At 63.4% G+C, this 13,127-nt stretch carries 9 protein-coding genes; 4 read left to right on the top strand and 5 right to left on the bottom strand.

The window, feature by feature from the left end; genetic code table 11:
- Positions 1–208: 208 nt before the first annotated feature.
- Both mtnA and mtnK read right to left on the bottom strand, forming a co-directional pair.
- Complete coding sequence (gene mtnA / locus AC04SG_RS32220; protein WP_488554312.1) at positions 209–1,303, bottom strand: S-methyl-5-thioribose-1-phosphate isomerase; 1,095 nt, start codon at positions 1,301–1,303, stop codon at positions 209–211.
- Entirely contained in the window at positions 1,300–2,568 is a 1,269-nt protein-coding gene (gene mtnK / locus AC04SG_RS32215; protein WP_488554311.1) for an S-methyl-5-thioribose kinase, read from the bottom strand. Before mtnK ends, mtnA begins: the two co-directional genes overlap by 4 nt.
- A gap of 137 nt (positions 2,569–2,705) precedes the next feature.
- On the opposite strand from mtnK, the gene AC04SG_RS32210 reads away from it, so the two are divergent.
- The 3 genes from AC04SG_RS32210 to AC04SG_RS32200 all read left to right on the top strand — a co-directional run bounded on the left by AC04SG_RS32210 (position 2,706) and on the right by AC04SG_RS32200 (position 6,378).
- Positions 2,706–4,217, top strand: a complete 1,512-nt coding sequence (locus AC04SG_RS32210; protein WP_488554310.1) for a sugar ABC transporter ATP-binding protein — start codon at positions 2,706–2,708, stop codon at positions 4,215–4,217.
- 66 nt (positions 4,218–4,283) lie between these two features.
- The gene (locus AC04SG_RS32205; protein WP_142869906.1) at positions 4,284–5,279 is read left to right on the top strand and encodes an ABC transporter permease; all 996 of its coding nucleotides are present in this window, start codon (positions 4,284–4,286) and stop codon (positions 5,277–5,279) included.
- 46 nt (positions 5,280–5,325) lie between these two features.
- Positions 5,326–6,378: a substrate-binding domain-containing protein gene (locus tag AC04SG_RS32200; RefSeq protein WP_488554309.1), complete on the top strand. Its 1,053-nt coding sequence runs from the start codon at positions 5,326–5,328 to the stop codon at positions 6,376–6,378.
- 307 nt (positions 6,379–6,685) lie between these two features.
- On the opposite strand, the gene AC04SG_RS32195 is transcribed toward AC04SG_RS32200, so the two are convergent.
- From AC04SG_RS32195 to AC04SG_RS32185, 3 genes are all read right to left on the bottom strand, one after another.
- A complete protein-coding gene (locus tag AC04SG_RS32195; protein ID WP_488554308.1) occupies positions 6,686–7,753 on the bottom strand; it encodes a D-alanine--D-alanine ligase family protein in 1,068 nt (355 codons plus the stop codon).
- Positions 7,754–7,968: 215 nt separating this feature from the next.
- Complete coding sequence (locus tag AC04SG_RS32190; RefSeq protein WP_488554307.1) at positions 7,969–10,023, bottom strand: bifunctional aldolase/short-chain dehydrogenase; 2,055 nt, start codon at positions 10,021–10,023, stop codon at positions 7,969–7,971.
- A gap of 93 nt (positions 10,024–10,116) precedes the next feature.
- Positions 10,117–11,088: a sugar-binding transcriptional regulator gene (locus AC04SG_RS32185; RefSeq protein ID WP_488554306.1), complete on the bottom strand. Its 972-nt coding sequence runs from the start codon at positions 11,086–11,088 to the stop codon at positions 10,117–10,119.
- 188 nt (positions 11,089–11,276) lie between these two features.
- Here AC04SG_RS32185 and AC04SG_RS32180 point away from each other — a divergent pair, with 188 nt between their 5' ends.
- Positions 11,277–12,917 carry an acyl-CoA synthetase gene (locus AC04SG_RS32180; RefSeq protein ID WP_488554305.1) on the top strand — a complete coding sequence of 547 codons (1,641 nt, stop codon included), beginning with the start codon at positions 11,277–11,279 and terminating at the stop codon, positions 12,915–12,917.
- The last annotated feature ends 210 nt before the right edge of the window (positions 12,918–13,127 follow it).

The following is a 13,127-nucleotide window of genomic DNA, read 5'->3' as shown; positions in this document are numbered from 1 at the left end:
GGAGGGGGCTGTCAATTGGCGATTGGCTGATCTCCCCCCTCGTGGGGGAGATGCCCGGCAGGGCAGAGGGGGGGCGAAGGATCGCGGCCTATCTCGTTCGCGAAGGCCACCGGACCAGAAAAGTTGGCGGGCCAATCCAAGTGCCGACACGCTGGCGGGACAGCGCCCCCCTCTGGCCTGCCGGCCATCTCCCCCACGAGGGGGGAGATTATCCACGTTCCGGAAACATCGCCTTCAAGCCCTCGCGCGAAGCCTTGGCCACCCCGCGCTCGGTGATCAGCCCCGTCACCAGCCGCGCCGGCGTTACATCGAAGGCCGGGTTTGCCGCCGGCGTCGCTTCCGGCGACACGCGCACCTGCGCTATTTCGCCGTCCGCCGTCTTGCCCCAGACAAGCGACACCTCGTCGCCCGAACGTTCCTCGATCGGGATTTCGGCCAGCCCGTCCCCCACCGTCCAGTCGATGGTGGGCGACGGCAGGGCGACATAGAAGGGGACGTCATTGTCGGCGGCGGCGAGCGCCTTGAGGTAGGTGCCGATCTTGTTGCAGACATCGCCATTGGCCGTCGTGCGGTCGGTGCCGACAATCACCATGTCGACTTCGCCATGCTGCATCAGATGGCCGCCGGCATTGTCGACGATCAGCGTGTGCGGCACGCCATGGCCGGCCATCTCCCAGGCGGTCAGCTGGGCACCCTGGTTGCGCGGGCGTGTCTCGTCGACATAAACATGGACCGGAATGCCGGCCTCGACGGCAAGATAGATCGGCGAGGTCGCGGTGCCGTAGTCGACCGTCGCCAGCCAGCCGGCATTGCAATGGGTCAGGATGTTGACCGGCTCGTCCGGCTTCTTGCGCGCCGCGATCTCCTTGATGATCTTCAGGCCGTTCTCGCCGATGGCGCGGTTTAAGCCCACATCCTCGTCGGCGATCTCGGCGGCGCGCCGGTAGGCTGCCTCGGCACGCTGTTCGGGCGCGATCGGCTTCAAGGAGCGCCGCATCTCGTCCAGCGCCCAGCGCAAATTGATCGCTGTCGGCCTCGTCTTGTGCAGCGTCTCCCACACCGCGCCGAGGGCTGCATCCGACGGATCGTCCGCCATCTGGATGGCGACGCCATAGGCGGCGGTAACACCGATCAGCGGCGCGCCGCGCACCCACATGTCGCAGATCGCGGTGGCGATGCCGGCAACGCTGCCGATCCTTTCCACCCGGAACTCATGCGGCAGCCAGCGCTGGTCGATGATCTCGACCGAACGTTTGTCGTCGCTCAGCCAGATGGTGCGATAGTGGCGCTCGCCGACGTTCAAATCCTGCTCTCCCGTTCGATCAACGTGGCCAGAGTGTTGACCTCGTCCATGCCTAGGATCTGGCGCCGGTTGACGGCGATGTGCCGTCCGAATTTCAACGCCTTGGCCTCACAACTGGCGCGCAGATCCTCATCGGCAATGGTTTCGAAATCGGCATTGTGGGCGAGGCCGAGAATGCGCCGGTGCACCTCGATGCCGGCAAAGCCGAGCAGGTCGGTCCAGATCTGGTGCAGCACGTGGTCGAGCGCCTGCTCCGAGGCAAGGATGTCGCCTTGATCCTCGAACAGGCTTTTCTGGTAGAGCATGCCGGTGCGCTCGGTGCGCCACAGAGCTGAGAACTCGGCACGGAACACCGCCCATGTCTCATTGGTAACTCCGAGCAGATAAGTGCGCATGGCGTCGCGCTTGCCCTTCTCTTCATGGCCGCGTTGCGAGAAGAAGGACATCCAGAAATTGGCGAGCAGCATGCCGACGTCAAAAGCCATCGGACCGTAGAAGGCGAACTCCGGATCGATCATCCTTGTCTCGGTGTCGGTGACCATGATCGAGCCCGAATGCAGATCGCCATGCAGCAGCGTTTCGGCATTGGCGGCGAAGATATGCTTCAGCCGCTGCGCCTCGACCTTAAGGTCGCGGTCGGCGCGCAGTTCGGCGACCAGACCGTCGAGTTGCGGCGAGGTGTGCCGGTTCAGCTTGGCGTTGAAATAGGGGTCGGAAAACACCAGGTCCTCGGTTATGCCGCAGAGCTCGACATTGTCGGCAAACAGCGCCAGATCGGCCTTGCGGTCCTTGGTCGGCATCGAAAGATCCGAGCCGCGGAACAAGGTGCGGGCCATAAACAGGCCGATGTCGCGGGCGATGTTCGGCAGCTGGCGGCCGTCGATCAGGGCGCGGCGCAGGATGATGTGCGGCGGCGCCAGATATTCCATGATGATCAGCGCCTGGGCCTCATCGAAATGGTAGATCGCCGGAACCGAACCCGGCGCGCGCGCCTCCTGGCGGATCAGGGCGTGATATTCGAAGAAGGAGCGTTTTAAGGGCAGCGGCCAGCTGTCGCCGACCAGGCGGACATAGGGCAGGGCCTGCTTGACCACGGCCGCGCCCGAGGCGCCCTCGACGATGAAGACGAGGTTCAGGTTGCCGTCGCCGACCTCGCGCACCTTCCAGGGGCCTTTGCCAATCCTGGCGCACAGCGCTTCATTCGCGCCGAGGCGCGTTGCAAGCGTCTCCACCGACAGTGCTTCGAACGGCAATTTCCCAGTCATTCCTCACCCTCTCGCTTGGTCGCTCCGATCATAGTGGAGCGATGGCAGCGGGGCCAAGCTAGGAAGCTGTCTGGCAATTGTCAATCGAGTTGACAATTGACGACGTAGCCCATAGCGTCATCGTCAGGGAGGAACGAATGGGCAATGATGCCGTGTTCCGCGTGGACGGGCTGAGGAAGTCCTTCGGCCATATCGAGGTGCTTGGCGGCGTCTCGCTCGAATTGCATGCCGGTGAGATCACCGTGCTGATGGGTGCCAACGGCGCCGGCAAATCCACCCTCGTCAAAATCATCAGCGGCGTCTACGACCATGCCGGCGGCACCATGCAACTTGCCGGCGATAGCTTCGCGCCGAACACGCCGGCCGAGGCGATCCGCGCCGGTGTCGTCACCGTGCACCAGAATATCAATGACGGCGTTGTTGCCGATCTCGATGTCGCCACCAATCTGACGCTCGACCGGTTGAGTGGCAAAGGCGCGCCGCTGCTGTTCAACCCTGGCCGCGTGCGCCGGGAGGCGAGGGCGGTCGCCGACCGCATGGGACTCGCCATCGATCTCAAGGCCCGCGTCAGCGCTCTGTCGCTGGCCGACCGCCAAATGGTGGCGATCGCGCGCGCCATGGCGCACCAGCCGAAAGTGCTGACCCTCGACGAGCCGACCTCGTCGCTGTCCAGCGCCGAGGCCGACAGGCTGTTTTCGCTGCTCGATCGGCTGCGCGAGCAGGGCGTCGCCATCCTCTACATCTCGCACCGCATGTCGGATATCAGGCGGCTGGCCGACCGCATCGTCTCGATGCGCGATGGCGTCGTCTCCGGCGTCTTCGATACCAAGCCGCTCGACTATGAAGGCGCGGTCAACGCCATGCTCGGCCGCAAGATCCATCTCGACCGGATCGAAGCGAGGAATTCGGCCAAACCGATCCTGACCATCGAGGGTCTGCGCATCGCGCCGAGCGCCCGGCCGATCTCGCTGACGCTTGGCGATGGCGAGGTCGTTGCCGTCACCGGCCTCGTCGGCGTCGGCAAGACCGCACTGGCCGAGACGCTGTTCGGCCTGCGCAAGCCGCTCGCCGGCACTATGAATTTGAACGGCAAGCCCTACGCGCCGGTGTCGACAGGCGAGGCCATCGCGGCGGGCGTGTTCCTGGTCGCCAAGGACCGCGGCGAAAACGGCATTGTCGGTGGCTTCAATATCCAGGAAAACATCAGCCTTCCCTTCCATAAGCGCATGTCGCGCTTTGCCGTTCTCAAGCGCGGCCTCGAGCGTGCCACGGCCCGCCGCCAGATCGAGGACCTCGGCATCGTCTGCCGTTCCGAGAAGGATGAAATGACCACGCTGTCGGGCGGCAACCAGCAGAAGGTGATGGTGGCGCGCTGGATGGCGCAGGACGCGAGACTGTTCATCCTCGACGAGCCGTTCCAGGGTGTCGATATCTCGGCCAGGCGCGACATTGCTGCCAAGCTGCGGGCAAGCGCCAATGGCCGCGCCACGCTGTTGTTTGTCACCGAGCTCGACGAGGCGTTGGAGACCGCCGACCGTATCCTGGTGATGTCGGAGCAGACTATCGTCGGTGAACACCGCAACGCCGATGTCGATCTCGATCGCCTGCTGGCCGAGGTCGCGGGCGGGCCGCTGCACAGCGCGGCCTGAGCAAAGAACTATGGGAATTGGAATGGAGCGCATGGGTTTGAGTTGGGTAAAGACGGCGGGCGCTGAATGACGTTGCGCGACTACGCCATCCGCTATGGTTTCATTGTTCTTTTGTTCGGGTTGATCGCGTATTTCGCCATCGCCGCCGACGGTTTCGTCTCGCCGCAAAGTGCCGTCTTCATCTTCCAGTCGGTCGCCATCACCGGCGTGCTGGCGCTCGGCGTCACCGCCACGCTGGTTGTCGGCGGCTTCGACCTGTCGATCGGGTCGGTCGCCACATCGGCCATGATGGCGGCGGCCTATGTCATGGTCGTGCTGGAGCAGAACGTCGTTGTCGCCGTCGTCGTCTGTCTGCTCATTGGCGCCATTGTCGGCCTGATCAATGGCTGGCTGATCGTCTATATGCGCGTGCCCGATCTCCTGGCGACGCTCGGCATGATGTTCCTGCTCGTCGGCCTGCAGCGCATCCCGACCGAAGGCCGCTCCATTGCCACCGGCATGACCATGCCTGACGGCTCCGTCGCCAACGGCAAATTCGCCGACGCCTTCCTGGCGCTTGGCCGCCACCGCTTCGACTTCTTCATTCCGAACCTCATTCCGGTATCGGTGGTCGTGCTCATCGTGCTTGCCGTGCTGATCTGGTTCTTCCTCGAATACACGCGTTTCGGCCGCATGATGTATGCCGTCGGCTCCAATGAACGCGCCGCCGAACTCGCCGGCGCGCCTGTCAAGGCATACAAAATCTGGGCCTACGTCATTTCAGGAGTTTTTGCCTCGATCGGCGGTATTTTGCTCGCCGCACGGCTTGGACGCGGCGACATAGCCTCGGGTAATAATCTGCTGCTCGATGCGGTTGCCGCGGCGCTGATCGGCTACGCGGTGCTCGGCGCCGCCAAGCCGAACGCCTTCGGCACCGCCGTCGGCGCGCTGTTCGTCGGCATCTTGCTGCAAGGCCTGACGATGATGAACGCGCCTTACTACACGCAGGATTTCGTCAAGGGCGTGGTTCTCGTCGTCGCCCTTGTCTTCACCTTCGCCCTTTCCGGCCGGGGCAGGAGATAGAACGGCTGCCGGAACAGTTTTGGGTTCAACAAGTGGAGGAAACAAAGTGAACATCACAAGAAGACTTCTGGGGAAGGCCGCACTCGGGCTCGCCGGTGCAACAATGCTGATGCAGGTCCCGGCGTTTGCCGCCGACAAGCCGGCGCCGTTCGACAAGCCGGGCGTCAAGATCGCGCTGGTGCGCTATCTCTCGACCGGCGATTTCTTCCAGGCCTATCTCTCGGGCGTCGAGGCGCAGTCGAAGGCGCTCGGCATCGATTTGCGCGTGCTCGACAGCCGCCAGGATGCCGCCCTTCAGTCCGACATGGTCGACCAGGCCATCGCGCTTGGCGTGCAGGGCATCATCATCCAGCACGGCCTGACGGAATCGATGAAGGACGCCGCCCAGCGCGCGGTCGATGCCGGCATCAAAGTTGTCGCCTTCGACGTCAATGTCGAAAACCCGAAAATCCCGCAAGTCGAACAGTCCGACAAGGACCTTGCGAGGCTCGCGCTCGAACAGGCGGTCAAGGACAATAGCGAGAGCTGGAACGCCGGCTACGTCTATGTCGCCGGCATCGCCCCGCTCGACCGCCGCAACGAGACCTGGGTCGACGTCAAGAAGAAGTATGCCGGCATCAAGGAAGTCGCGATGTTCGGCACGCTCGACAATCCGATCGCCAACTCGGTCGCCAACCAGGCGCGCTCGGTATTGCAGGCGCATCCCGATATCAATGTGATGTTCGCGCCTTATGACGAATTCGCCAAGGGTGTGAAGATCGCCGTCGACGAGGCGGGGTTGAACAAGAATATCAAGATCTATTCGGCCGACATCTCGACCTCGGACATATCAGCGATGCGCGAAACCGACAGCGCCTGGGCCGCCACCGCCGCCACCAACCCGGCCGTCGTCGGCCAGGTCTCGGTGCGTGCTCTGGCACAGCTGCTCGCCGGTGAGGACCCCGGCCACAACGTCATCGTGCCGCCGACGCTGATCACCCAGAAAGACTTGATCGACAAGGACATCAAGAACATGGAAGACCTGTCGGCCAAGCTGCCGCAATTCGCCCATGCCGATGTCGCCATGCCGGCCTGGATGCCCAACCCGAACGCGAAGTAACGTTCGGGTCAGCGAAAGCTTTCGGATCGCAAAGCAAGGCTGTTGACTATCGAAGTCGGCGCCGCCCCTCATCGGCGTGCCGGCACCTTCTCCCCGTATAGTGACGGGGAGAAGGGAACTGGCCGCGACGCCGGCGCCTTTCTTGCAACGCCGGTGATTGGCGAAACCCGCGATGACAGCGCCCCTCTCCCCGTCACTCTACGGGGAGAGGATGCCGGCAGGCAGGTGAGGGGCAGCGCCGACGTTTGAGAGATTAGCGCGCGTTCGTGGCCGCGCTATCGAGTTGGCGAGGGTGCTTATACCTTCATCATGTCCGCTTGGCGCGTGCCAGTCCGTGCGCCACCAGCCGGCAGATGACTTCGGCATAGCTGACGCCGCTTGCCGCCATCGCCTTGGCGTACATGCTGATGTCGGTGAAGCCGGGGATGGTGTTGAGTTCGTTGATCACGAACGTCATGTCCGGCATCAGGAAAAAGTCGACGCGCGCCATCGCGTCGCAGCCGACGGCCCTGAACGCCTTTGCCGCCATGTCGCGCATGGCGGCCTCGACCTCCGGCGGCAGCTGCGCCGGCACCATCAATGCCGCGCCATTCTCGTCGACGTATTTGGCATTGTAGTTGTAGAAGCCGTGGCTTTCCGCCGGCACGATCTCGCCCGGACGGGAGACGAAGAGCTCGCCGTCAGGGCTCTCCAGAACGCTGAATTCAATCTCTCGGCCGCGAATGAATTCCTCCGCCAGCAGCTTGCGATCATGTTGGAAGGCATCTGCCAGCGCCCGCTCGAATTCCTGACTGCCGTTGACCTTGGCGACGCCGACAGACGAGCCCTGCCGTGCCGGCTTGATGAACAGTGGCAGCCCGAGTTGGTCTTCAAGCGCCATGAGCGGAGGGACTGCACCCTCCTCGATCGTCACCGAGCGCGCGACAGGCACGCCGGCCGCCTTCAGCAGTCGCTTGGCGACATCCTTGTCGAGCGCGGCGGCCGAGCCGAGGATGCCGCAGCCGGCGAGCGGCACGCGCGCCACCTCGGCCAGCCCCTGCACGGCGCCGTCCTCGCCATGCAGTCCGTGCAGGACGGGAAACAGGATATCGATATCAGGCAGGTCGTGCGGTGCGTCCTTGGCGGGGATCGCCAGCATCCGTCCTTGTCCTCCGGGCACCAGGCAGAGCTGCGTGCCGTCAGACGGCGTCGCCAGCGCGCCGTCCTTGAATTGGCTTAGCAGCCATTGGCCTTCGCGGGTGACGAAGATGGGAACGGCGTCGTATTTCGCCGGCTCCAGCGAACGCATGACATTGGTTGCCGATAGCAGCGAAACCTCATGTTCGGCGGAGCGTCCGCCGAAGAGCACGCCGATACGAAGTCTTTTCGCTGCCATCTATAACTCCACCAAGGGCCAGGATTGGAGCTCGCATCCGAAACACGAGATGCCCCTTAAACTGGCTAAGCAATAAGCAAAGGATTGGAGTGGGATTTTGACCGGCTCAAGCAGTTTTTCAACACGATGTGCGAAAGCGGTTTTCCGCGTCCGTCAAGACCGGAAGGTGGAGCGGTTCGCCGTTTGGTGAAACGATGAACCGCTCCAGTTCATATTCAACGCAGAGCCGCCGCGATGTTGCCGCCGTCCACCGTCGTCACATCGGCGGTGGTGCGCTCGGCCAGCGCGTGATGAAGGAAGGCTTGCGCCACGTCGTCGGCCGTCACTTCCTGTCCCAGTAGATTGCCGGACATGTATTCCTTCTCCGACACGCCGCGCGCGCCGGAGCGGCTGGCGATCATGGCGTCGGTCAACAGGCCGGAGCGGATGCGGTCGGCATTGACGGCGTTCGAGCGGATGCCGTGCGCGCCGTAATCCAGCGCATACTGCCTGGACAGGAACAGCGTCGCCGCCTTCGGCACGCCATAGGCACCGAATTTCGGGCCGGGATTGACCGCCTGCTTGGAGGTGTTGAACAGCAGCACACCGCCGGTGCCCTGTTCCAGCATGATGCGCACGGCGTTTTGCGCCGCCGACTGGTGGGCGAAGAAGTTGAGCTCAAAGCTCTTGCGCAGCAGGGCATCGTCGAGTTCACCGATGCGGCCTTCCCAGGCGGCGCCGGCGTTGGAGACCAGAATGTCGATGCCGCCATAGACGGCGACCGCCTTGTCGAAGGCCGCGCGCATCTCGGCTGGGTTGGTGATGTCGGCGCCGACGCCGATCGAATTGTTGCCGGCCGCCTTGGCAGCTTCTGCAGCCTTTGCCGCGTCGAGATCGACGACGACCGCATGTGCGCCGTTGGCGGCGAAAAGCTTGGCCGTCGCTGCGCCAATCGCGCCGGCGCCGCCGGTGATCAGCACCACCTGGCCGGTCAGCGGCTTCGGCTTGTTCGAGGCAAGCTTGGCTTGCTCCAGCGACCAGTATTCGAGCGGGAACAGGTCGGCCTTGGACAGCGGATGGAAGCTGCCTACGGCCTCGGCGCCGCGCACCGCCTCGATCCACATCTCGCCGACATCGGACGCGATCTTCGCATCCTTCAGCGTGCGGCCATGGCCGAACATGCCGAGGCCCGGCACCAGCGTCAGCCGCGGCATCGGGTCGAGCATGGTGCGCTTGACATCGTCCAGCGCGTCATTGGTTTCGAAATAGGCGCGATACTCCTTGGCGAAGGCGTCGACATGGCTCTTGATGACGGCCTTGTAGTCGCCGGCCTTGTCGGCGTCCGGCGCCGGCACCGCCATCGGCCCGGTCTTGATGCGGATCGACAGATCGGGGGTCGACACACCGCGCGCGGCGTAGTCTGCAATGCCGGCCGAGTTGATGAAATCGACGATCGCGTCCGAGGTGCGGAAATCGCTGATCATGCGATCGAAGCGGCCTTCGCCACGCGACACCGCCACGGCGCCACGCAGCGTCGGTGCGATGGCAGCCGGCGTTGCGAGCTTGGCCGGCAGTGCGGCTTTCGCTGGCTTCGGCTTGCCGTGCTTGGTGACGTAGTCTTCCGCCACGTTCACATAGCGGATCATCCGGTCATAGGCCTGCTTCGCGTCGTCGCCGAAGGTGAAGATGCCGTGCTTGTCGAGGATCAGGCCTTCGACACTGGGGTCAGCGTCGTAAACGTCGGCCGCCACCTTGGCGAGGTCGAAGCCCGGCTTGATGTAGGGCACGTAGCCCATTCTGTCGCCGAACACCGTCTTGATCAGCGCCTTGCTGTCTTCCTGGTCGACGATGGCCAGGATCGCGGTCGAATGGGTGTGGTCGACGAATTTGTGTGGCAGGAAGGCGTGCAGCAGCGTCTCGACCGAAGGGTTGGGCGAGGCGGGATCGATCAGGTTTGCCCGCTGCAGCGCCACCATGTCCTCGTCGGACAGGCTGTCCAGCGCACGCGCTTTCAAGAGCGCGCCCATCTTCACCGCCGGCAGTCCTTGCGGCTCGATGACGCCCATGTCCCAGCCGCTGCCCTTGACGCACAGCACATCCCACTCGTCGCCGACGAGGTCGGTCGCCTTGGTCTTGCAGGAGGTGTTGCCGCCACCATGCAGCACGAGCCGCGGCTCGCCGCCGAGCAGCCGGGTGGTGTAGACGCGCAGCGCGAGGTCGCGGGCAACGCCCTTTTTCGCATAGTCGGCAACGAGCTTTTCCGCCTCGCCATCATTCCAAAGGTTCTTCATGTCGCTATGTCCGCTTTGCTGTCTTTGATGTTGCTGTGAACAGGAATGCCACGACGCCTTGATGACAATGCGCCGGCTGCAGGATTTCGTTTGTCAGGAAGCCTTTTTTGCCCCCGCACTGGCTCCAGCATGGTCGAGCAGCCGCTGCGCCATGCGCGCGCCGACCACCAGATGCGTGCAGAGCCCGCCGGCGAGTGCGGCCAACAGCGGTTCGAACTTGCTGTCCTCCTGCACCACCATCAGGCGCTTTTCGATTTGGCGCAGCGACGACAGCGAGGCTGAGATGACGCGGCGGTTATAGCTGCAATCGAGCGCCTTGCCGCCGGCGTCGATGATCTGGCCGGCGATGACGCCGGCGGCACCCGCCTCGCGCAACACCCCCATCTCGCCGGGGCTTAGCGCGCCGCATTTGACGACATGGCTGTCGGCGTCGACGGTGCCGACCGAATAGAGCGCGAGATCGCAATTGCCGATATCGGCCAATTGCTCGCGGATCACCGGCTCGGCGCGCAGCCCATGCGCCAGCAATTCCGTCGTCAGCACCAGCGGCGCGTAGAAATTCAGGCCCTTGGCGTTGAGTCGGCGGGCGATCTCCATCGTGCACTGGTCGGGACGGTAGGAATAGGGCGCGCCGAGATTGCCGCAGAGCTGCACCACAGTGACGTCCTGCAGATCGGCATAGGACATGACGTCGGCGATGGTGTAGACGGTGCGGCCCCAGGCGACGCCGATGCGGTCGCCCTTCTTGACCAGTTCGAGAAAGACGCTCGCCGCCAGCACTGCAATGTCGGTCGATGGATCGAGGACATAGTCGTTCTCTGGTGCGATCCAGACCGCATCGAGCTTGAGTGCGTCCTCGAGCTGGCGCGCCAGCACATCGTCGGTGAACAGCTGCGTCGAGGTCGAGATGTTGACGATGCCGGTCTCGCGCGCCTTGCGCAGATACATGGCGACCGAGGCGCGGGAAATGTTAAGCTGGCTTGCGACCTGGTCCTGGCGCAGGCCATGGGCATAATAGAGCCAGGCGGCCTTGTGGATTAGCTGTTCTGCCGGTCGGATCGCCATGCCGTCTCCTCGGCTGACATTATTCACGGCTCTCGACAAAAGTCAAACTGACATGGGTACACGATGCCTTCTTGCCCGTCGAATCTGGATAATCATTGCGCCAAATGTGCCCGGTCGGGAATCGCCGATGGTGACGTGGCGGGAACCTGTGGTTAGAAGTTCTCAAAAGAACATTCGGGGAGGACGGGATGGGCAATCCCTACGATCAGGATCTCGGCAAGAACGCCGCCAACCACCAGCCGCTGACGCCGCTCACCTATCTGGAGCGGGCGGCAAGGACCTATCCCGACCATGTCGCCATCATCCATGGCAGCCAGCGCATCACCTATCGCGACTTCTGGCGACGCTCGCTGAAGCTCGCCTCGGCGCTGTCGAAGCGCGGCATCGGCAAGGGCGATACAGTAACCGTCATGCTGTCCAACACGCCGCCAATGCTGGAGGCGCATTTCGGCGTGCCGATGACCAAGGCGGTGCTGCATTCGCTCAACACCCGCCTCGACGCCGCCGTCATCGCCTTCCAGATCGACCATGCCGAGACCAAGGTGCTGATCGTCGACCGCGAATTTGCCGCCGTCGTCAAACAGGCGCTGGCGCTGGCAAAGGTCAAGCCGCTGGTCATCGACTATGATGATCCCGACTATGCCGCCGACGCACCCTATCCGAAGGGCGAGCGCATCGGCTCGATCGACTATGAGGATTTCGTCGCCGGCGGCGACGAGAACTATGCCTGGTCGATGCCCGACGACGAATGGGACGCCATCTCGCTCAACTACACCTCAGGCACGACCGGCAATCCGAAGGGCGTCGTCTATCATCATCGCGGCGCCGCCCTGATGGCCTACACCAACACAATCCATGCCGGCATGGCCAAGCACGCCGTCTATCTCTGGACGCTGCCGATGTTCCACTGCAATGGCTGGTGTTTTCCGTGGACGCTCGCCGTCCAGGCCGGCACCCATGTCTGCCTGCGCTGGGTGCGGCCGAAGCCGATCTACGATGCCATCGCCGATCACGGCGTCACCCACCTTTGTGGCGCGCCGGTCGTCATGTCGGTGTTGATCAACGCCAGGGATGAGGACAAACGCCACTTCCCGCAGACCGTCACCTTCAACACCGCGGCCGCACCACCGCCGGAAGCGGTGCTGTCGGGCATGGCCGATGCCGGCTTTGCCGTCACCCATCTCTATGGCCTGACCGAGACCTATGGCCCGGCGGTCGTCAACGAATGGCATGGCGCGTGGGACGATCTCGACAAGGGAGCGAAGGCGCAGAAGAAGGCCAGGCAAGGCGTGCGCTATGCCGCACTCGAAGGCCTGACGGTCATGGACCCGGAAACAATGCAGGAGACACCGGCCGACGGCGAGACCATCGGCGAGGTCATGTTCCGCGGCAACATCGTCATGAAGGGCTATCTGAAAAACAGGAAGGCAACCGACGAGGCCTTTGCCGGCGGCTGGTTCCATTCCGGCGACCTCGGTGTCATGCACCCTGACGGCTACATCCAGCTCAAGGACCGCTCCAAGGACATCATCATCTCCGGCGGCGAGAATATTTCGTCGATCGAGGTCGAGGATGCGCTCTACAAGCACCCGTCCGTAGCGTCCTGCGGTGTCGTTGCCAGGGCCGACGACAAATGGGGCGAGGTTCCGGTCGCCTATGTCGAGCTGAAGCCCGGCAAAGCGGCGAGCGAGGCCGAGATCATCGAGCACTGCCGCGCCTTGCTCGCCCGCTTCAAGGTGCCGAAGGCGGTGATTTTTGCGGAGATCCCGAAGACGTCGACGGGGAAGATCCAGAAGTTTCGGCTGCGGGAAATGGCGAAGGGGGCTTAGGCGGCGGCATATCTTGCTGCGACTCGACAATTTGTCGCGGGCCTCCACGACTTCGTCATCCTAGAGCGGGATGAATTTAGGTTGGGCATATCCGGCCTCGATGAAGTAATTTTGGCATTCGTTTGAAGAGACAATTTTGAGGATTTGGCCGATGGCGTCACAGACGGTCTCGACCGTCCGCTTGGCAGCCTTGCGCAGCCAGTGCTTGAG

It is taken from the genome of Mesorhizobium sp. CNPSo 4684 (genome assembly GCF_057784315.1).
This window is presented reverse-complemented; position numbering and strand designations above follow the sequence as displayed.